This window comes from Corynebacterium tuberculostearicum SK141 (genome assembly GCF_000175635.1).
Classification (GTDB): domain Bacteria; phylum Actinomycetota; class Actinomycetes; order Mycobacteriales; family Mycobacteriaceae; genus Corynebacterium; species Corynebacterium tuberculostearicum_C.
In genome coordinates, this window is the sequence record NZ_ACVP01000005.1 from 54,431 (window position 1) to 73,572 (window position 19,142).

At 62.3% G+C, this 19,142-nt stretch carries 13 protein-coding genes; 5 read left to right on the forward strand and 8 right to left on the reverse strand.

Annotation, left to right across the window (positions count from 1 at the left end; genetic code table 11):
• The first annotated feature begins 14 nt into the window (after positions 1-14).
• Both CORTU0001_RS02250 and CORTU0001_RS02255 read left to right on the forward strand, forming a co-directional pair.
• Positions 15-4,721: a type I polyketide synthase gene (locus CORTU0001_RS02250; RefSeq protein ID WP_005327069.1), complete on the forward strand. Its 4,707-nt coding sequence runs from the start codon at positions 15-17 to the stop codon at positions 4,719-4,721.
• The gene (locus CORTU0001_RS02255; RefSeq protein WP_005325422.1) at positions 4,696-6,252 is read left to right on the forward strand and encodes an acyl-CoA carboxylase subunit beta; all 1,557 of its coding nucleotides are present in this window, start codon (positions 4,696-4,698) and stop codon (positions 6,250-6,252) included. Before CORTU0001_RS02250 ends, CORTU0001_RS02255 begins: the two co-directional genes overlap by 26 nt.
• Before the next feature lie 188 nt (positions 6,253-6,440).
• Here the strand turns inward: CORTU0001_RS02255 and CORTU0001_RS02260 are convergent, their stop codons facing one another.
• Genes CORTU0001_RS02260 through trmB form a run of 5 tightly spaced genes read right to left on the reverse strand, consistent with a single transcriptional unit; the run spans position 6,441 to position 11,320 of the window.
• Positions 6,441-6,770, reverse strand: coding sequence for a DUF3054 domain-containing protein (locus tag CORTU0001_RS02260; protein ID WP_005327071.1), 330 nt, complete (start codon positions 6,768-6,770; stop codon positions 6,441-6,443).
• Positions 6,767-7,783, reverse strand: coding sequence for a lysylphosphatidylglycerol synthase transmembrane domain-containing protein (locus CORTU0001_RS02265; protein WP_005327073.1), 1,017 nt, complete (start codon positions 7,781-7,783; stop codon positions 6,767-6,769). The genes CORTU0001_RS02260 and CORTU0001_RS02265 overlap by 4 nt, the downstream gene beginning before the upstream one ends.
• Positions 7,784-9,937: an MMPL family transporter gene (locus tag CORTU0001_RS02270; RefSeq protein ID WP_005327074.1), complete on the reverse strand. Its 2,154-nt coding sequence runs from the start codon at positions 9,935-9,937 to the stop codon at positions 7,784-7,786.
• Positions 9,938-9,949: 12 nt separating this feature from the next.
• Positions 9,950-10,543, reverse strand: coding sequence for an NYN domain-containing protein (locus CORTU0001_RS02275; protein ID WP_005325427.1), 594 nt, complete (start codon positions 10,541-10,543; stop codon positions 9,950-9,952).
• Complete coding sequence (gene trmB / locus CORTU0001_RS02280) at positions 10,544-11,320, reverse strand: tRNA (guanosine(46)-N7)-methyltransferase TrmB (protein WP_005327076.1); 777 nt, start codon at positions 11,318-11,320, stop codon at positions 10,544-10,546. It abuts the gene before it with no gap.
• Between the two features lie 349 nt (positions 11,321-11,669).
• On the opposite strand from trmB, the gene CORTU0001_RS02285 reads away from it, so the two are divergent.
• The gene (locus CORTU0001_RS02285; RefSeq protein WP_005327078.1) at positions 11,670-13,493 is read left to right on the forward strand and encodes a phosphoenolpyruvate carboxykinase (GTP); all 1,824 of its coding nucleotides are present in this window, start codon (positions 11,670-11,672) and stop codon (positions 13,491-13,493) included.
• Positions 13,494-13,541: 48 nt separating this feature from the next.
• On the opposite strand, the gene CORTU0001_RS02290 is transcribed toward CORTU0001_RS02285, so the two are convergent.
• A complete protein-coding gene (locus tag CORTU0001_RS02290) occupies positions 13,542-14,285 on the reverse strand; it encodes a class I SAM-dependent methyltransferase (RefSeq protein WP_034667987.1) in 744 nt (247 codons plus the stop codon).
• 24 nt (positions 14,286-14,309) lie between these two features.
• Here CORTU0001_RS02290 and CORTU0001_RS02295 point away from each other — a divergent pair, with 24 nt between their 5' ends.
• Positions 14,310-15,419: a glycosyltransferase family 4 protein gene (locus tag CORTU0001_RS02295; RefSeq protein ID WP_005325440.1), complete on the forward strand. Its 1,110-nt coding sequence runs from the start codon at positions 14,310-14,312 to the stop codon at positions 15,417-15,419.
• Here CORTU0001_RS02295 and CORTU0001_RS02300 read toward each other — a convergent pair.
• Together CORTU0001_RS02300 and CORTU0001_RS02305 are read right to left on the reverse strand one after the other, a co-directional pair.
• Complete coding sequence (locus CORTU0001_RS02300) at positions 15,334-16,752, reverse strand: MmpA family trehalose lipid delivery protein (RefSeq protein WP_034667989.1); 1,419 nt, start codon at positions 16,750-16,752, stop codon at positions 15,334-15,336. The two genes, CORTU0001_RS02295 and CORTU0001_RS02300, sit on opposite strands and share 86 nt — an antisense overlap.
• Complete coding sequence (locus CORTU0001_RS02305) at positions 16,742-17,896, reverse strand: PorA family protein (protein WP_005327081.1); 1,155 nt, start codon at positions 17,894-17,896, stop codon at positions 16,742-16,744. The genes CORTU0001_RS02300 and CORTU0001_RS02305 overlap by 11 nt, the downstream gene beginning before the upstream one ends.
• 9 nt (positions 17,897-17,905) lie before the next feature.
• Between CORTU0001_RS02305 and CORTU0001_RS02310 the strand changes: the two genes are divergently transcribed.
• The gene (locus CORTU0001_RS02310) at positions 17,906-19,066 is read left to right on the forward strand and encodes an acyltransferase family protein (RefSeq protein ID WP_050776576.1); all 1,161 of its coding nucleotides are present in this window, start codon (positions 17,906-17,908) and stop codon (positions 19,064-19,066) included.
• Positions 19,067-19,142: the final 76 nt, after the last annotated feature.

Sequence of the window (19,142 nt, forward strand, 5' to 3'; positions counted from 1 at the left end):
CGAAAGACCTTTTTATGACCATCGAGCAACTGCGAGCATGGCTGCGTGACTGGGTCGCCCAGGCCACCGGTGTTTCCGCCGAAGAGATCCTAGATTCCAAACCTTTGGAAAATTATGGCCTCTCCTCGCGGGATGCTGTAGTGCTATCCGGCGAGCTGGAAAACCTTCTGGGCACCCGCCTCGATGCCACCGTGGCATATGAGTATCCCACCATCGAGCTGCTGGCGGACCGCCTGCTGAACACACCGGCGGCGCCCCAGCCCGAGGAACACGCGCCGCGGATCGCGCAGGGATCCGACGTTGCGGTCATTGGTCTTTCCGGCCGCTTCCCGGGCGCCAAGAATGCCCAAGAGTTCTGGTCCATGTTGGCGGAATCCCGCGCGGGCACCGGCCCGTTGCCAGTGGGCCGGTGGTCCGAGTACTCCGCCGATCCGGTCATGAGCGAGAAGATTGCCCAGCAAAATACCGACGGCGGCTATATCGAAGACATCGCCTCCTTTGATGCGGAATTTTTTGGCCTGTCCCCACTTGAGGCCGCCAATATGGATCCGCAGCAGCGCATCCTGCTCGAGCTGGTGTGGGAAGCGCTAGAAAACGCTGGTGTTCCCGCCAATGAGCTGCGGGGCACGCAGACCGGCGTGTACATGGGCTCGACCAATAATGACTACGGCATGCTCATCGGTGCCGATTCCGCCGAGATGCACCCGTATGCGCTGACCGGCATTTCTTCCGCCGTGGTTGCCAACCGCATTTCCTACGCCCTGGATTTCCGCGGCCCTTCCATCAACGTGGATACGGCTTGCTCCTCCTCCCTCGTGGCGGTGAACCAGGCGATGAAGGATTTGCGCACGGGGAGCGCAGACGTGGCGCTGGCCGGCGGCGTGAATATTCTGGCCGCCCCGCATGCGTCCACGGTGTTCTCGGAGTTGGGCGTTACCTCTCCAACGAGCGCCATTCACGCCTTTTCGGACGACGCCGATGGCATCGTGCGTGCCGACGCCGCCGGCGTCCTCGTGCTCAAGCGCTTGGAGGACGCGGAAGCGGACGGCGACGATATCCTGGCCGTCATCAAGGGCTCGGCCGTCAACTCCGATGGCCACTCTAATGGCCTGACCGCCCCGAACCCGGAGGCACAGGAGGATGTGCTGCGCCGCGCCTATGCTGATGCGGGCGTAAATCCGCAGGACGTGGACTATATCGAAGCCCACGGCACCGGCACCATTCTGGGCGATCCGATCGAGGCCTCCGCCCTGGGCCGCGTGCTCGGTGCGGGCCGCGGGGTCGAAACTCCTATTTTGCTCGGCTCTGCCAAGACCAATATCGGACACTCTGAATCCGCCGCGGGCGTGGTCGGCCTCATCAAGGTCATCCAGGCCATGCGCAATGACGTGATTCCGGCCAATATCAATTACTCAGCGCCGAATCGCTATATCGATTTCGAGGCCGAGCACCTTGAGGTAGTCGAGGATCCGCGCGAGTGGCCCGAGTACTCCGGCCACAAGGTCGCTGGCGTATCCGGCTTTGGTTTCGGTGGCACCAATGCGCACGTCGTGCTCACCGATTACCGCGGCACCCCGGCTGAACGCGCGCCGCAGCTTTCCACCGACACGGTGGCGTTGCCGGTCTCTGGCCTCTTGCCTTCGCGCCGGGCACGCGCTGCGGCCCTGTTGGCAGACTTCATTGAGGCGGAAAAGCCCGCGCTTGTCGACGTCGCCCGCACCGTCGCCCGCCGCAACCACTCCCGTTCCCGTGCCGTCGTGACGGCTAGCTCCACCGAGGAAGCAGTCAAGCGCCTGCGCCAGGTGGCTGAGGGCAAGGTTTCCGTTGGCATCGCCGCTGCGGATTCCCCGCAGGTTCCGGGCCCGGTATTTGTTTACTCCGGTTTCGGATCCCAGCACCGCAAGATGGCGAAGGACATGATTGCGCTCTCGCCGCAGTTCAAGGCCCGCTTGGAAGAGCTGGATGCCATCGTGGACTTTGAGTCCGGCTGGTCCATCCTGGATATCGTCAACGACGATGCCCAAACCTATGACACCGAGACCGCCCAGGTGGCCATTACCGCCATTCAGATTGCATTGACGGACCTGTTCGCTTCCTTTGGCGTGCGCCCGGCCGGCGTGATGGGCATGTCCATGGGCGAGATTGCCGCGGCCTATGCCGCAGGCGGCATCTCCGCAGAGGACGCCATGGTTATTGCCTGCCACCGCGCGCGGTTGATGGGTGAGGGTGAGGCGTCGCTAAGCGATGCCGAGCAAGGAGCCATGGCCGTCGTAGAGCTCTCGGCCGAGGATATTGCCGCGCTCGACGGCAATATCGAACCCGCCGTGTATACCGGACCCGGTATGACCACCGTGGGCGGCCCTCGCCAAGAGGTGCTGGACCTGGTGGAAAAGCTCGACGGTGAGGGCAAGTTCGCCCGTGCGCTCAATGTGAAGGCAGCAGGGCATACCTCGGCCGTGGACCCCATCCTGGGCGAGCTGCATGCAGCCATCGCCGGCATGGAGGCCAAGCCGCTGCACACCCCGCTGTTTTCCTCCGTGGATAAGGGCGAGGTTTATCGCCCTGGTACCACCGTCCACGATGAGGACTATTGGCTGCGCATGACCCGCCACTCGGTCTATCTGCAGGATGCCACCGAGGCAGCCTTCAACGCCGGCCACACCCAGCTGGTAGAAATCTCGCCGAACCCGGTGGCGCTGATGGGCCTCATGTCCACCGCCTTCGCCGTGGGCAAGGCCGATGCCCAGCTGCTCTATGCCCTGAAGCGCAAGGTGGATCCCACCGAATCGCTGCTGGACCTGCTCAGCAAACTCTATGTCGCCGGCATGCCGGTGGATTTTGGCGCGGTCTTTGGCTCCGGTGCGCGCGTGGAGGCGCCCTATACCCAGTTCAACCGCCAGCGCTTCTGGACCAACGCGCGTCCGTCGGCCGGCGTATCCGGCCTGCCGGGCGCACGCGTCAACCTGCCAGAGGGCAAGGTGGCCTTCTCCACCAATGCGGATCAGGCGCCATCCGCGCTGGCCATCGTGGAGGCCGCGGCCGAGGCCGTCAAGCCTGGGGCGCGCATCATCGCCACCGAGGAACATGCCGACCTGCCACCGCGCGGTGAGGTCACCACGGTGGTAAGCCAGTCCATCGGTGGTATGTCCGTAGCCGTCTACGCCGTCCGTGGCGCACAGACGGAGCTCCTGGCGGAAGGCTTTGCCTCCGCCTTGGACTTGGGCGCGGCGCCTATCCCGGGCGTGGCCGATGTGCCTGAAAGCGAGCCTGCAGCAACCGCAGAAGTTGATGCCGTGCGCTGGGATCCCGCGGAGGAAACCGTGGAGGATCGCCTCGCACTCATCGTGTCGGAATCCATGGGCTATGACGTCTCTGACCTGCCGCGCGAGCTGCCGCTCATTGACTTGGGCCTGGATTCCCTGATGGGCATGCGCATTAAGAACCGCGTGGAAAATGACTTCCAGATTCCGCCGCTGCAGGTGCAGGCGCTTCGCGACGCCTCTTTGGCCGACGTCATTGCCATGGTGGAAGAAGCCGTAGCCGGCGGCAGCGTGGATACCAGCGACATTGCTTCTGCGGATACGCCTGCACCAGAAGAAGACGAGCCCGGCCAGGGCGTCGGCGTTGCCCCGCGCGATGCCTCGGAGCGCATGGTCTTTGGTACCTGGGCCACCTTCACCGGAAAGGTCGCGGCGGGCGTTACCTCGGCGCTGCCTGAGGTGAGCGACGAGGTTGCCACCCAGATCGCCGAGCGCCTCACCGAGCGTGCCGGCATCGAGGTCACCGCCCAGCAGGTCCACGAGGCCGAGGCGCTAGAGACTTTGGCCGACCTCGTCCGCGAAGGACTGGAGACCGAGGTAGAAGGCAATATCCGCGTCCTGCGCGAGGCTGATGGTCCGGCCGTATTCATGTTCCACCCAGCCGGCGGCACCACTGTGGTCTACCAGCCACTGACCCGCCGCCTGCCCGAGGACGTGGCAGTCTACGGCGTAGAGCGCGTCGAGGGCTCGCTGGAGGAGCGCGCCGAGGCTTATATCGAGGACATCCTGCACTACGCTCGCGGCCGCAAGGTCGTGCTCGGCGGGTGGTCCTTCGGTGGCGCGCTGGCCTATGAGGTGGCCTATCAGCTGCATCAGCGCACCCAGCGCGGACAGGATTCGGCGGACGTGGCGTTCATCGCGCTGCTGGATACCACTCAGCCGTCGAACCCGGCGCCGGATACGCCGGAAGAAACCCGTGCCCGGTGGGAGCGCTACGCGGCCTTTGCCAAGAAGACCTATGGCCTGGACTTCGAGCCGCCGTACGAGATGCTTGAGACCATGGGCGAGGATGCGCTCATGACCATGCTGGCGGAGTTCCTCGCTACTACCGATGCCTCCGAACACGGCCTTGCCGCCGGCGTACTGGAGCACCAGCGCGCTTCCTTCGTGGATAATCAGATTCTGGCCAAGATCGACTTCCACCGCTGGGCCGATGTCACCGTGCCGGTTCTGCTTTTCCGTTCCGAGCGCATGCACGACGGTGCGATTGAGCTGGAGCCGCGCTACGCTGAGATTGACCCCGACGGCGGTTGGGGAGTTATCGTTAAGGATCTAGAAATTGTGCAGCTGCAAGGCGATCACCTTGCAGTGCCAGACGAGCCGGCTATCGGCATCGTGGGCAAGCATATGGACGAATGGATCGAGGAGAAGATACGTGGCGGCCAAGCAGACAACCGCTGAGAAACTCGCTGACCTGCGCGAGCGCCTTGATAAGGCGCAGGACCCAGGCAGTGAGCGCTCCCGCAAGCGCCGCGACGAGGCTGGGCGCACCACGCCTCGTCAACGCATCGATGAATTGCTAGATGAGGGTTCCTTCGTCGAAACCGGCTCCTTGGGCAAGACCCCAGGTGACCCTGATGCCATTTATTCCGATGGCGTGGTCACCGGCTATGGCCGCATCTCTGGCCGCCCAGTGTGTATCTACGCCCACGATAAAACCGTCTACGGCGGCTCAGTCGGCGTGACCTTTGGCAAGAAAGTCACCGAGGTCATGGACATGGCCATCAAGATTGGCTGCCCAGTCATCGGTATTCAGGACTCCGGCGGCGCCCGCATCCAGGATGCGGTGACCTCGCTGGCCATGTACTCCGAGATCGCCCGCCGCCAGCTTCCGCTGTCCGGCCGCAGCCCGCAGATTTCCATCATGATGGGCAAATCCGCCGGTGGCGCCGTCTATGCTCCCGTGACCACGGACTTTGTCATTGCCGTGGACGAGGAAGCGGAAATGTATGTTACCGGCCCGAACGTCATCCGTGAGGTTACCGGTGAGGATATTACCTCCGCTGAGCTGGGCGGTGCTCGCCAGCAAGAGCTCAACGGTAACGTCTCGGCGGTCGTCCCTTCCGAGGATGACGCCTTTGATATGGTCCGCGATCTCCTCGATCACCTGCCGCTGACCTGCTTTGATGAGTCACCGGAGTTCGCTGCGCCTTCCGACGCCGAAGTGGCCGAAGACGAAGAGCTCAATGCCTTCATGCCGGATGACACCAATGCTGGCTACGACATGATGGACTTGTTGACCCAGTTGGGCGATGACGAGGACCTCATTGAGATTCAAGAAAACTTCGCGCCCAATATGATCACCGCCTTCGGCCGCATCGATGGCAAGACCGTCGGCTTTGTGGCCAATAACCCCATGCACCTTGCGGGCTGCATTGATGCCGACGCCGCCGATAAGGGCGCGCGCTTCATCCGCATCTGCGATGCTTACAATATTCCGCTGGTCTTTGTGGTGGATACCCCGGGCTACCTGCCGGGCGTGGAGCAGGAGAAGGTGGGCCTTATCCACCGCGGCGCCAAGTTTGCCTTCGCCGTGGTGGAAGCCACCGTGCCGAAGGTCTCGCTCATCGTGCGTAAAGCCTACGGCGGTGCCTATGCGGTGATGGGCTCGAAGAACCTGACCGGCGATATCAACCTGGCGTGGCCGACCGCGCAGATCGCCGTGATGGGCGCGGCCGCTGCCGTGGTGATGATCGCCGGCAAGCAGCTCGAGGCCGCCGAGACCCCGGAACAGCGCGAAATGACCAAGAAGATGTTTATGGACTTCTACGATGAGACCATGACCGCTCCTTATGTCGCGGCCGAGCGCGGCTATCTAGACGCGATGATTCAGCCGAATCAGTCCCGGTTGGCGCTCCGTCAGGCACTGCGCCAACTGGCCACCAAGCAGGAAAGCGATCTGCCGAAGAAGCACACTATTGCCCCGATGTAATGCCTTGTGCTTGGATAGCATATAAAGAGCTAATCCTAGTGAAGGAGTTATCTATGATTCTGTCTAGCGCTGTGGACATCGTCAGCGAGATCATCGGCTTCGTGGCCGATATCCTGAATCAGGCAGGCATTCAGGTAAGTTCCAAGTAAATGGAGCAAAAAAGAAGGAGGGTCAAACCCTCCTTCTTTTTATTTGCGGGCGAAAAGCCGCCAGCCAAAGAAAAATAGTGCGGACATCACCGTCGCTACAATGAGGAAGCTCCAGTGCGGCAAGCGGCCGTTGACCAGCATCCACAGGGCCATGCCGCCCACGACGGTGCTCAGCCAGACGATGCCGCCCTCCTTCCACTTGCCGTGCGCTTTGGTAGCCAGGATGATGACCCAGCCGATAAGCGCGCCTACGGCCCAGGGCCAAAAGGCATCTACCCAGGTGGAAAAGCTCAAACCGCCGTGGGCGAGGCGGGCAGCCACGGCGAAGAGCATCAGGGCGATGATATCGATAATGGGGGCGATTCTCATGCGTTTTCCTTTCGGTTCAAGGCGGCGTAGGTAATGCCCTTGCGGGCATAGTGCCAGAAGTAGATTACCCAGCCAATGATGGTGATCAAGGCGAAGGAGATAAGGCGGTAGATGATGGCCGCGCCTGTAGCGTCCACCGCGGTCATGCCTGTGGCCACCAGAGTGGCGATGATGGCGGCTTCCACCGTTCCGAGGCCGGCCGGCGTGACCTGAGCAGAGCCGGCAAGCTTAGCGGTGAGATAGGCGAGCGCCACGCCGGCCATCGTCGTGGTGTCCTCGCCAGCGTGCAGGGCGGGCAGGTGGCCGGTAACGGCCCACACGCAGCCCCATAGCGAGACCATGTCGATCAGGCGGTTGGCCAAAGAGTAGAAGGAGACCCAACCGAATTGGCGGCGGGTAAGGTGAACTTCCTCCAGATTCTTGACCTGGTCCAAGAGGGCTTCGCGCTTGGAGCCCTTAATGAGCTTTTGGCGGTTGAGCCAGCGCATGATGGTATCCGGATGATTGGTCAGCCAGAACAGGCCGCCCGAAAGCGCCAGCATGAGCACCAAGGTGCCGATGAGGGACCAGAGCGCCATATCCGCGTTGAGGAAGAGCACGCCGCCCAAGCCGATGAGCACGAGCCACATCGTGGAAATCGCAGAGGACAGCACGAAGAACCAGCCACACAACATGACGGACGCGCCCCATGTGCGCTGTACGTAGAAGGTGAGGATGGCGGAAAAAGCTGGGCCGGCCGGAAGAGTGGTGGACCAGGCATTGGCGGCCAACGTCAGTGCTGCGGTTTCTGAGGCCGGTACCTTGACGCCACCGGCGCGAATGAGCAGGCGCATGACCTCGCCCATGGCGAGTACCGCCACGACGGAGGCGATGATCACTAGCGCTATCGCGACCGGGTTGGAATCGGACAGCCGCGAGAAGCCTTCGCGCAGGAAGTCTAGCTCATCGCGGAAGACATACACCAAGACCAGCAAGACGATGAGCGAGAGGATGAGGCGCAGCCAATTCTTCACTTACTTACTCCCTTCGAGGCGTTGTTTGAGTTCACTGAAGGGAACGGTTTTGCTGCGGTGGGTGGTACCGCCGGTCAAGGTGGTGGTGGCGTGGCGCAGCCAGCTAGGGGCCCACCAGTTATCCTCGCGCAGCAAGTGCATGACGGCCGGGACGAGGAGCATGCGGACAATGGTGGCGTCGATAAGCAGGGCAAAAATCATGCCGTAGGCAATGTATTTCATCATCACGATATCGGAGAAGCCGAACGCGCCGGAGACCACGATCATGATGAGCGCCGCCGCGGTAATAATGCCGCCGGTATGCGCGGTGCCGGCCGCAATGGACTCGTCGGTGGAAGCGCCGCGCCGGCGGGCCTCTACCATGCGGGAGACCAAAAAGACCTCGTAATCGGTGGACAGGCCGTAGACAATGGCGATGATGAGCACCAAAATCGGGCTCATGAGCGGGCCGGGCGTGAAGTTGAGGATGTCCGAGCCCAAGCCGGCAACAAACATCAACGTCAGGATGCCCAGCGTTGCGCCCAAGGTCAGCAACGTCATCACAATGGCCTTGAGCGGCAGTACAAAGGAGCCGAAGACCAGAGCCATGAGCAGGAATGTAGCCAGCACCACGTAGAGCGCCATCCACGGCAGCGTGTGGAAGAGCGCATCGAGGGACTCCACCTCCATGGCGGGAGTACCGCCCACGTAGAGGTTCACGCCCTCAGGGGCCTTGACCTTTTCCAGCTCGTGCACGATCTTCGCGTAATCATCGCGGTCTTCAATGCCGGCGGAAAGGACAGTTGTGCCGTCCTTGGTGGCGGTCGTCGGCGCCATGGGCTCGGTGAGGCCGTCGAGGCCGCGGACTTGCATGACGACGTCGACAAGCTGCTGGTTCGAGGCATCTTCCACCACGAGCTTGACCGGCTCCGTGCGGAAGGCGGGGAACTCCTCGTTAAATTTATCCTGGGCCACGCGGGTGTCCTGGTCAGGCGGCAGGTAGGACTCGTTGATGCCGCCGAAGGTGATGCTCATGACGGGCAGGGTAAGCGCGATGAGCAGGCCGCATACGGCGATGGTCAGCCCGCGGGCATGGCGCATGGCCCAGCGCGGAAGCTTATACCACCAGGTGTCCTGAATAGTGCGAGCCGTCCGCGAGGTACGGCGTACGGACCAAGTATCGATCTTGGGGCCGAGCATGCCAAAAATGGATGGCAGCACGGTGACCGAAAGGAGCGCGGCCAAGCCGACTGCAGAAATGGAACCATAGGCCACGGATTTCAGGAAGGCCTGGGGGAAGAGGAAGAGGCCGGAAAGCGCAACGGCGACCATGGCCGCGGAGAAAACCACGGTTTGGCCGGCTGTTGCGGTGGTGGTGGCCACGGCCTCCTCGGTGGAGCGGCCCTTGTCCAGCTCCTCGCGGAAGCGCGAAACCATAAAGAGGCCGTAATCGATGGCTAGGCCGAGTCCCAGGAGCGTGACGACGGCCTGGGCAAAGACATTGACCTGCGAGAAGCCGGCCAGGATGGACAGGATTCCCAAAGAGCCCAAGATGGAGAGGCCACCGACCACCAGCGGCATGCAGGCCGCAACCACCGAGCCGAAGACCACCAGCAGGAGGATGCCTACCAGCGGCAGGGCGGCCTTTTCGGCGCGGGAAATATCGTGCGACATTCCCTCATCTAGGGCATCAGCAACCGCGGTGGCACCCGCAATCTCCACCGGTGCGGTGGTATCCGTAAGCGCGCCCTCGATGGCGCGGAAATCCTTCAGCGTTTGCTCATCATCGCCTTTCAGCCCGATGGCGGCGAAGGCCAGCGAATGATCAGCATTGACCAGGTTCGGGTTCTTCGTGTCGAAGTAACTGGTCACCGAGTCAATCTGGTCCGGATACTCCGATTTCAACTGGGCCAAGTGCTGCTTGGCGGCGTCGAAGTTCTCATCGGGGGAGTGGAAGAGCAAGATGACATCGCCGGAGTTATCGCGGCCGAATGCTTCCTGCTCGATCTGGGCCGCGCTTGTCGACGCCGCATTGGGATCCTCCCAGCCCTCCTGGCTCATGCGGTCTTCGAGCTGCAAGCCAAAGCCGATGAAGAGCGCAAGGATAGCGGCGACGATGATGGCGGGGATGAGCCGGCGGTGCGCATAGGAAAAACGTCCCCATTTTTCAAACATTGGGGCAGCCTCCTAGCGGTTATTAAGCAGCGCAGCCAGGGGACGGAATGGCTGCAGCCATGCACCACCCTCCGGCAGATTATCCAGGTTCACGCGCGGTAGCGGCTCGCGGAATACACCCTCGATATCTTCCAGGTCCACAAAATTGATATCCGCGTGGCCTACGGCCCAGGCGGCATGCTCATGGAAACCGAGGACCGTTACCGGAAGGCCTTCTGCGATGAGCTCTTCCAATGGTTCCTGGAAATTCTGGCCATCGGCGGAGGCAACAATCACGCCGGCTAGATCCTCACGGAGGCTTTCGATGTGGTCGAGCATATCCGGATCCACGTCGTCGTCTTCGTGGATCTTGGGCTTGGCAAAAACGCCGAAGCCCACGTTGCGGATGGCTTCTACCCATGGGCGGATGACATCGGCGCCGCCCGGGGTGACATTAGTAAAGACATCGGCGCGCGGCTCCGCATCAACGTCCTGGGCAAGGTGTACCAGCCAGCGGCCGATGGCGTCGAAGCGCGGGCGGTGTGCGGCGGTGGGGCGGCCGCCGAGCAGGGAGCCCAGGCCCATGTCCATATTGGGCGCATCCCAGACAAGTAGGTAGGTGCTCATTTATTTCTTCTCCCAGAGATACTCCGTGATGACGTGTTCTTTATCTAGGCCCTTGCCCTCAAACTTGGTGATGACCTGACGATCCACCAACTGCGGGCACTCTGGCCATGGCCAGCCCTTGTAATCCAGGCTCGGCTCTACTTCAACAAGCTCATTGATCCACTCGGCGTATCCGGCGTGGTCGGTAGCAACGTGCAGCACGCCGCCCTTCTTTAGGCGGGACGCAAAAAGGTTGAGTGTGCCCGACTGGATGATGCGGCGCTTGTGGTGACGGGCCTTTGGCCAGGGATCCGGGAAGAAGACGCGGATGCCATCAAGGGATTCCGGCGCAAACATGCGCACCATGACCTCGATGCCATCGCCGCGAATCATGCGGATATTGTCGATGCCCTCGCGCTCGATCTGGCCCAGTAGCTTGGCCAGGCCCGGCTTGTAGAGCTCGACGGCGATGATATTGGTATCGGCCTCCTTCGGCGCCATGGCGGCGGTAGAGGTGCCGGTACCGGATCCGATTTCCACGATGGTCTTGGCGCCGCTGCGGCCAAACCAGGCATCGAGGTCAATGACCTCGTCTTCCAGCGTGCGGCCTAGTTCTGGCCAGCGCTTTTCAAAAAGCTCATGCTGATTTTCGGTCAGCGTGCCGCGGCGGAAGGTGACGTTGCCCAGGCGTGGGTAGTCAAGCTCGTTGTCGAATACGGCATTGAAATCGGTCTGTGGCGGGCGCCCTGGAGGCATTTCTCCAGCGCGGGTGTTTTGAGAGTTATCTGTGTTATTCATTGCGGCCTATTTTTCCCTGCTTAGCCTTGCCAAGCAATACGCCGCGCCGGGGATCACGTGTGGCGAAGCCAATCCTGGTATAACCAGTGGGCCCGGTTGGGGGTGGAAGATTATCGTTTTGGTTGCCGCTAGGGAGGGGAATAGACCCCCAGACAGGGGGATGGGAAAAGGCGATTTTTAACACAGTATCTGTGGTTGCGCTTGGTGAAGTTCTGGTAAACGCGGTGGATATAACCGGTGTGACAAAATCTGCGCAAATTATTCGGACAAGCACGTTAATCTTGAGGTGGAAGGCACAGTTGGGGATTTATTTCCCCAATTTTCACACCCACCCTCAGGAGAATTACTAATGACCGCCACTATCCCAGGGCTCGTCGGAGAGCTGCCGACTAAAAACGAAAAGCTTATCGGCTGGATCAGCGAGAATGTTGAGCTTTTCCAGCCGGACCAGGTGGTCTTTGTAGACGGCTCCCAGGACGAGGCTGACCGTTTGGCCGCAGAGCTGGTGGAAAAGGGCACGCTTATCAAGCTGAATGAGGAAAAGCGTCCTAATTCCTACCTGGCTCGCTCCAATCCTTCCGACGTTGCCCGTGTGGAATCCCGCACCTTCATCTGTACCGAGAATGAAGAAGGCGCCGGCCCGACCAATAACTGGGCGCCGCCAGCTGCGATGAAGGAAGAGATGACGGAGGCATTCCGTGGTTCCATGAAGGGTCGCACCATGTACGTGGTTCCCTTCTGCATGGGACCTATTAGCGATCCGGAACCAAAGCTGGGCGTGCAGCTGACTGACTCCGCTTATGTGGTGCTCTCCATGCGCATCATGACCCGTATGGGTGCGGAAGCCTTGGACAAGATTGGTACCGACGGCGATTTCGTCCACGCCCTGCACTCCGTGGGTGCTCCGCTGGAGCCGGGCCAGGAAGATGTGGCGTGGCCGTGCAATGACACCAAGTACATCACCCAGTTCCCGGAGACCAAGGAAATCTGGTCCTACGGTTCTGGCTACGGCGGCAACGCTATCCTGGCAAAGAAGTGCTACGCGCTGCGCATCGCTTCTGTCATGGCCAAGGAAGAGGGCTGGATGGCAGAGCACATGCTCATCCTGAAGCTCACCAACCCAGAGGGCAAGAAGTACCACGTTGCGGCCGCCTTCCCTTCGGCATGCGGCAAGACCAACCTGGCTATGATTACCCCGACCATTCCGGGCTGGAAGGCCGAGGTCGTCGGTGACGATATTGCCTGGCTGCACCTGCGCGAGGACGGCCTTTACGCAGTTAACCCGGAAAATGGCTTCTTCGGCGTGGCCCCTGGCACCAACTACGGTTCCAACCCGATTGCCATGCAGACCATGGAGCCGGGCAACACCATCTTCACCAACGTTGCGCTTACCGACGACGGCGATGTCTGGTGGGAGGAGATGTCCAAGGAGGCGCCGGAGCACCTCATCGACTGGACCGGTCAGGATTGGACTCCGTCCTCCTCCACTAAGGCTGCGCACCCGAACTCCCGTTACTGCGTGCCGATTTCCCAGTGCCCGAGCGCCGCTCCGGAGTACGACGACTGGCAGGGTGTGAAGATCGACGCCATCCTCTTCGGCGGCCGCCGCAAGACCACCGTTCCGCTGGTAACCCAGGCCTTTGACTGGAACCACGGCACCATGATCGGTGCCCTGCTGGCTTCCGGCCAGACCGCTGCAGCAGAGGGCAGCGTCGGCACCCTGCGCCACGATCCGATGGCTATGCTTCCGTTCATCGGTTACAACGCCGGTGACTACCTGCAGCACTGGATCGATATGGGTGAAAAGGGCGGCGACCGCATGCCGTCTATCTTCCTAGTTAACTGGTTCCGCCGTGGCGACGACGGCCGCTTCCTGTGGCCGGGCTTCGGCGAGAACTCCCGAGTGCTCAAGTGGATCATTGACCGCATTGAGGGCAATGTTGAGGCCGAGGAAACCGTCGTGGGCAACACCGCCCGCGCCGAGGATATCGACCTCGAGGGCATCGACTTCGATATCGAGGACGTTCGTGCCGCTCTTGCCGTCAACCCGAAGGACTGGGAAGGCGATATGCAAGATAACGCTAGCTACCTCAACTTCCTGGGCTCCCGCGTGCCGTCCGAGGTGTGGGACCAGTTCCACGCCCTGAAGGAGCGCGTCGAGAACGCCTCTTAAGCTCTAAACTCTGCTAGCCCCCAGCGACGTCGGCGTTGCTGGGGGGGGCTACTTTTGTAACACCAACGTCAGGTTAGACACCGCAAACTCCCGCACCCCTGGTACGCGGGTGAGCCACCAAGCCCAGCTGGGATGATAGCGGGGGAAGGCGAGTTTGAGCGCGCCGGTGCGCTGTGCCCAGGCAAGGCCGGCGGAGCAGGGGACGTCGAAAAGCGAGGTGCCAAAGACGTTCTTGGGTGGATGTCCGTGGCGGCGGGTATAGCGGTCGCGGGCAAACTTGCCGCCAATGTAGTGCTCCCACAGGCCGGTTTCGTGGCCGCCAAAGGGCCCGAGCCATACCGTGTAGCTTAGGATGGTGAGGCCACCGGGGCGGGTTACGCGCAGCATCTCCTCGCCCATATCCCAGGGGTTGGGGATGTGCTCGGCCACGTTGGAGGAATAGACCACGTCAAAGGAATTATCGGCAAAGGGCAGGTTGGTGCCATCGCCGCGCACGGAATTGCTCAAGTGGATGCCGGCCGCAGACATTTCGCCGGCATCCGGCTCCAATCCCACATAGCGGGCGCCGCGCCGGGCAAAGGCATCCGCAAAATAGCCCGGGCCACCGCCGACATCGAGCACCCGTGCCCCAGAAAGCGGCACGCCTAGGTCGCGGCCGAGGTTCTCCACCAGCGCGGCCGTATCTTCCGCGAGCCCGCCGTAGAAAATCTCCGGGCGCGTCTGCTCGAAGCGGAAGGAACGCAGCAGCTGAAAGGAGCGGCGCAGCGTGGCCATCTCACGGGTATGTCTCATAACCCACTAGGCTAATACCTCACGATGAAGATTCTTTTACTATGCTGGCGCGATTCCACCCACCCGCAGGGCGGTGGCTCGGAGCGCTACTTGGAGCGCGTGGGCGAGTACCTGGCGTCCCAGGGCCACGAGGTGGTCTTTCGCACCTCCAAGCACATGAATGCCGCCCACCGTGAGGTGCGCGACGGCGTGCGCTATAGCCGCGGCGGCGCCAAATTCGGCGTATATCCGCGTGCTTGGGCGGCGATTCTGGCCGGCCGCCTGGGGCTGGGAGATCTGCGCGGCGTGGATGCGGTAATCGATACCCAAAACGGCATCCCATTCTTCGCCCGCCTGGTGTCCGGTGCGCCGACGGTGCTGCTTACTCACCATTGCCACCGCGAACAGTGGCCGGTGGCAGGCCCTCTCCTGGGCCGGCTCGGTTGGTTCCTTGAGTCCCGGGTGGCCCCGCGCGTGTATCGCGGCGCTCCCTATGTCACCGTGTCTGAGGCCTCCCGCCAGGATTTAGAGGCGCTGGGCATTAAGGGCGCGCACATCATCGCCAATGGCCTGGACCCGGTTCCGGATCACGTTCCTTCCCTGGAACGAGAGGCCGAGGTGCACCTGGTGACGCTCTCGCGCCTTGTGCCACATAAGCAGATCGAGCATGCCATGGATACGGTGGCGCAGACCCCGGGCGCGGTCTTGGACGTCATCGGCTCCGGCTGGTGGGAGGCTAACCTGCGCGCCTATGCCGAGGAGCATGGCGTAAGCGATCGCGTGCGCTTTCGCGGCCAGGTGACCGAGGACTATAAGCACGCCCTGCTCGCCCGCGCCGATGCCTTGCTTATGCCCTCGCGCAAAGAGGGGTGGGGTTTGGCAGTAATGGAGGCAGCCCAACATGGGGTGCCCACCGTTGGCTATACATTTGGCCTGCGTGACAGCGTTATCAACGGCAAGACCGGCATCTTAGTAGAGCGCGAAGAGGACTTCGTGGCGGCCACCAAGCAGCTGCTTGCCGACGCCCCACTTCGCCGCACCCTCGGCTCCAACGCGCGGGATTTTGCCGCTAGCTTCTCGTGGAAGAAGACCGGCGAGCAGTTCGCGGAATTGCTGCAAGGGCTAGTAGCGGACACGCCATCCACAAAGCGGTAAGCGCCCACGGAACCTGCGGCCGGGGCGCGTTCGTTTCCGCGGCTATGGCACCGTCCACCACGACCACACCGACGCCGATCTCGGCCAGCCGGTTCATATCCTGCATTTCCCACGCCTGCAGCGCCGCCCGGTAGTGCGGCGAGGCTTGGTCCACCACCGTGCCGTCTACGCTCAATTCCCCCGATTCCACCATGGCCACCGCCTTGGAATAGGGGTCGACGGCCACGCCGCCGGGTACCTCCACAAGATTGGCGCGCTCCGGGAAGAAGGCCACGCGGCCGTCAATCGCGCGCACCAACTGCTCATCTATCCCCGTATCCCGCGGCGCGAGCACCGCGAGGCGTCCTGGAACGGGCAGCAGCTGCACGGTCGCCGCCACGGTGGCCAGTGCCGCCGGCAGATTCGGCAGCGCTCCTAGTGAGGCCACATAGAGCGGCAACGCCAACATGGTCAGTTTCCCGTTATCGCGCAGCAGCGCCGCCCCCGGTACGTGATCGATGGACCACACCAGAGCACCGGGAACCAGCCAGAAGAACATCGCTCCGCCGAGCCCCATCGCCGCGAGGACGCTTAACCGCGCGGGAACCCGCCACGCCCCGAGCAGGGCGATGACCGCCACGATGACGCCGCACACGGCGAATCCGATGGCCGCCTCCGCATTCCAGATACCGCCGAGCCGCAGCAGCGCGCCCGCGGTGCCGACGTAGTCTTCTGCCCGCGGGGCAAACGCGGCCACCGCCGCCGCGGTATCGCCGGGCGCGGCGGGATTGAACATGCCCGGAATGGCCCACGGCAAGCACAGAATCACGCCGCCGAGGGCTACCCTCTTGCGGCAGGTCACCGCCGCGGTCACCACAGCAAAGAGACCACCCGTAGGGGTAAGCGATGCTCCCCACATGGCCAGCCACGCCACCCAGCTGTGCCTTCTTCCTGCCCACGCGATGACCGGCAGCAGCCACGCAGCCACCGCAAGCGACCACTGGCCCTGCAGGAGACGCTCGATGACGAAGGGATTGGCCACCGCCACCGCCATCGCGCTCACCGCGGCGACTGTAGAGCGCGCCCAGCGCGCCGCGGTGAGCGCGGAGGACGCGGCGGCGGCAAAAATGAGCACCCGTGCGGCCCACGCGCCGCCCACGAGAGCGAGGAAACCGTCCTGCGGTGCGTTGCGGGCGGGCAAACTGCCGCCACCAAAGGCCGAAGGGGAAAGGGCCGGATGGTCAAGCAACGCCATATCGCGCCACAAGAACTCGCCGGGTAAGGCAAAGGGCCAGCACACCGCGGCCACGAGGAGGGTGCCCCAGATAAGGAGTAAAAGACGCTTAGCCTTCACGGTGGCGGCGCATGTACATATAGGCGGCACAAAGCAATAGACCAACGCCGATGGCCTTGCCGGCCCAGCCGATCACCATCAAGGCGCGAATGGTGCGAATGACCGGACGCACCTCATCAAGGCGCTCCGCGCGGGTCCCATCGGACCAGCGCAAATCGGCGGCGAAGATGGAGCGGTCCTCTGTATCATCATTCGCCACCATGGTGCCGGCCTGCTTTTCGTCTGCGGCGAAGAAGATCTTGATGTTCTCGCGCAGGTCCACCATGGTGCCGGTGGTGGGTTCGACGGAGATATCGCGGCCGATGGTGTAGAAGGGCTCCACCGTGACCCGGTCAGTGGCATCCAAGCCGAGGAGCTCGCGCGACTCGGCGTCGTAGAACCGCTTCGCTGGCCCGGAGATACGGAAATCCTCGGCCGCTAGTTGCTTATCGCCGGTGCCGGTATCGACCTCGGTGGTAATGCTTTTGCGCATATCAGCCAAGGAAATGGGCTGGATATCGTGGTGGAAAGAATAGGTAGGGATACCATCGAGCTTTTCCGTCGTGGTGAAGTCCACCGCCGTGGAGGATTGCGTCGCTAGATCGAAAAACGGATAGGAGCGCTGCTCGGTACCGGAGGGAAAGAAGTAGTTGATTCCATCGCGCTCGAAGTCGGTGCGGGCCATGCCGGTATCCAGCGCCGGTAGGACAAATCTCCATTTATCCTTTGGCGCGGCAACCGGGTAGGTGGACTCGCGGTTCAACACGGAATGCTCCGTGATTTGGGCAAGGGGAGTATCGCCGGCGAGCAGGCGAGAGAGCGAATCGGAGTTAGCGAGCGCATCATCTTCTGCCACCTCAGAGGTGGTGGTATTGCGCTCGATAGTGAGCAGGTCGTGGTGCAGGTAGCACCACATGGGGGCCTGCTTTTCCTGGCACTGCGGGTCCTTGCTATCGCCGGAGGCTTTGGCCCCGGCGATAAACTCGGGCGCTTCCATCCACACGCCTGCCGACGGCGCGGTGACGGTGTTGATGTTTTGGTCGAAGGCCAGCGGCCGGGTCTGATTGTTATACAGCGGCGGCACCACGGTACCCAGCACCAAGAAAATGACGGCGGCAATGACAACCCACGCCAGTGGCGAGCGTGGCCAAAGGTAGCGTTTCATTGCAGTAGTATGTCCAATCAGTTTCAGGTCGATCCGGGGTTAGGAGCAAGCGTGCAGCCGCAGGCATCTGTGAAAAGCGTACCCCAGCATCTGCCGGAGCTAGACGGTCTACGCGCGGTCGCCTCCCTTGGAATCATTGTCACCCACGTGTCTTTTCAGACCGGAACCGGGTGGGGGTTTGCTGGGCGCTTCGATTTTTTCGTTGCCGTTTTCTTTGCACTCAGCGCCTTCTTGCTGTGGCGCCGCCGTGGCTTGCACACCTTATCCGGCTACGCGCGCTCGCGCGTGGCGCGACTTTTGCCGGCCTATTATGCCTGCGTGGTGGCGGTGATGCTCCTGCTTCCCGACGCCCACTCGCTCACCCTCACCCAGCTGCTGAGCAACCTCACCTCCACCCAGATTTATGTGGTGGACGGGCTAGCGCCGGGGCTTACCCACCTGTGGTCGCTATGCGTGGAGTTCTTCTTCTACCTTGCCCTGCCTTTGTTGGTGTGGCTTCTTGGGGCACTGCCGCGGCGCTGGCGGGTAGTGGCCATTGTGCTGGGCGCCGTGATTAGTTGGGCTTGGGGCTTCGTTCCCTTTGTGGCCGATTACACCAAGGATCAGGTCAATTCCCAGATTTGGCCGCCGGCGTATGCTTCGTGGTTTGCCGTGGGAATGCTGGCCGCGGAGTGCGAAGAGATCGGTGTTAGCCCGCGCGTGCATCGCGCGTTGCGGGCGCGCTGGGCGTGGTGGCTCGTGGCGGCGGTGGTGCTGTGGCTTGCCAGCCGCGAGTGGTTTGGGCCGCAGGGTCTGGTGCATCCAGAACCGGGCGAATTTTCCCGACGCATCATTGCGGGAGCGGCCTTTGCCGCAGTCGTGGTGATACCGGTAGCGCTTGCCCCACGGGATAAGTCCTGGCTGACCAGCCCACTCATGCAGGCACTGGGCGCGTGGTCCTATTCCATCTTCTTATGGCATGTGGCCATTCTGGGACTGGCGTTTCCGCTTACCGGGGTGCCGCTGTTTAGCGGGAAGCCCCTGGACTTTTGGGTGATTCTGGCCGTAACGGTGGTGGCCACCGTGGTGGTCTCGGCCGCGAGCTATACGCTCATTGAGCGTCCCGGCCGGGATTTTCTCCTCGGTCGGAGGCGAAAAGACAGGCCACGCCCGCGGCACACAAGCAGCTAAGCAGGAGCGAATCGCCCGCATAGGATCCTGATGTCCACGGCGCGCGGGCAAGGATGGCCCCGGCCGCCGCCACGAC

What these genes read in the sequence shown, in the direction of transcription:
- CORTU0001_RS02250 (WP_005327069.1), top strand. Translation starts at nt 15, where the DNA reads ATGACCATCGAGCAACTGCGAGCATGGCTGCGTGACTGGGTCGCCCAG.
- CORTU0001_RS02260 (WP_005327071.1), bottom strand. Translation starts at nt 6,770, where the DNA reads ATGAGAATCGCCCCCATTATCGATATCATCGCCCTGATGCTCTTCGCC.
- CORTU0001_RS02270 (WP_005327074.1), bottom strand. Translation starts at nt 9,937, where the DNA reads ATGTTTGAAAAATGGGGACGTTTTTCCTATGCGCACCGCCGGCTCATC.
- CORTU0001_RS02275 (WP_005325427.1), bottom strand. Translation starts at nt 10,543, where the DNA reads ATGAGCACCTACCTACTTGTCTGGGATGCGCCCAATATGGACATGGGC.
- trmB (WP_005327076.1), bottom strand. Translation starts at nt 11,320, where the DNA reads ATGAATAACACAGATAACTCTCAAAACACCCGCGCTGGAGAAATGCCT.
- CORTU0001_RS02285 (WP_005327078.1), top strand. Translation starts at nt 11,670, where the DNA reads ATGACCGCCACTATCCCAGGGCTCGTCGGAGAGCTGCCGACTAAAAAC.
- CORTU0001_RS02290 (WP_034667987.1), bottom strand. Translation starts at nt 14,285, where the DNA reads ATGAGACATACCCGTGAGATGGCCACGCTGCGCCGCTCCTTTCAGCTG.
- CORTU0001_RS02295 (WP_005325440.1), top strand. Translation starts at nt 14,310, where the DNA reads ATGAAGATTCTTTTACTATGCTGGCGCGATTCCACCCACCCGCAGGGC.
- CORTU0001_RS02305 (WP_005327081.1), bottom strand. Translation starts at nt 17,896, where the DNA reads ATGAAACGCTACCTTTGGCCACGCTCGCCACTGGCGTGGGTTGTCATT.
- CORTU0001_RS02310 (WP_050776576.1), top strand. Translation starts at nt 17,906, where the DNA reads ATGTCCAATCAGTTTCAGGTCGATCCGGGGTTAGGAGCAAGCGTGCAG.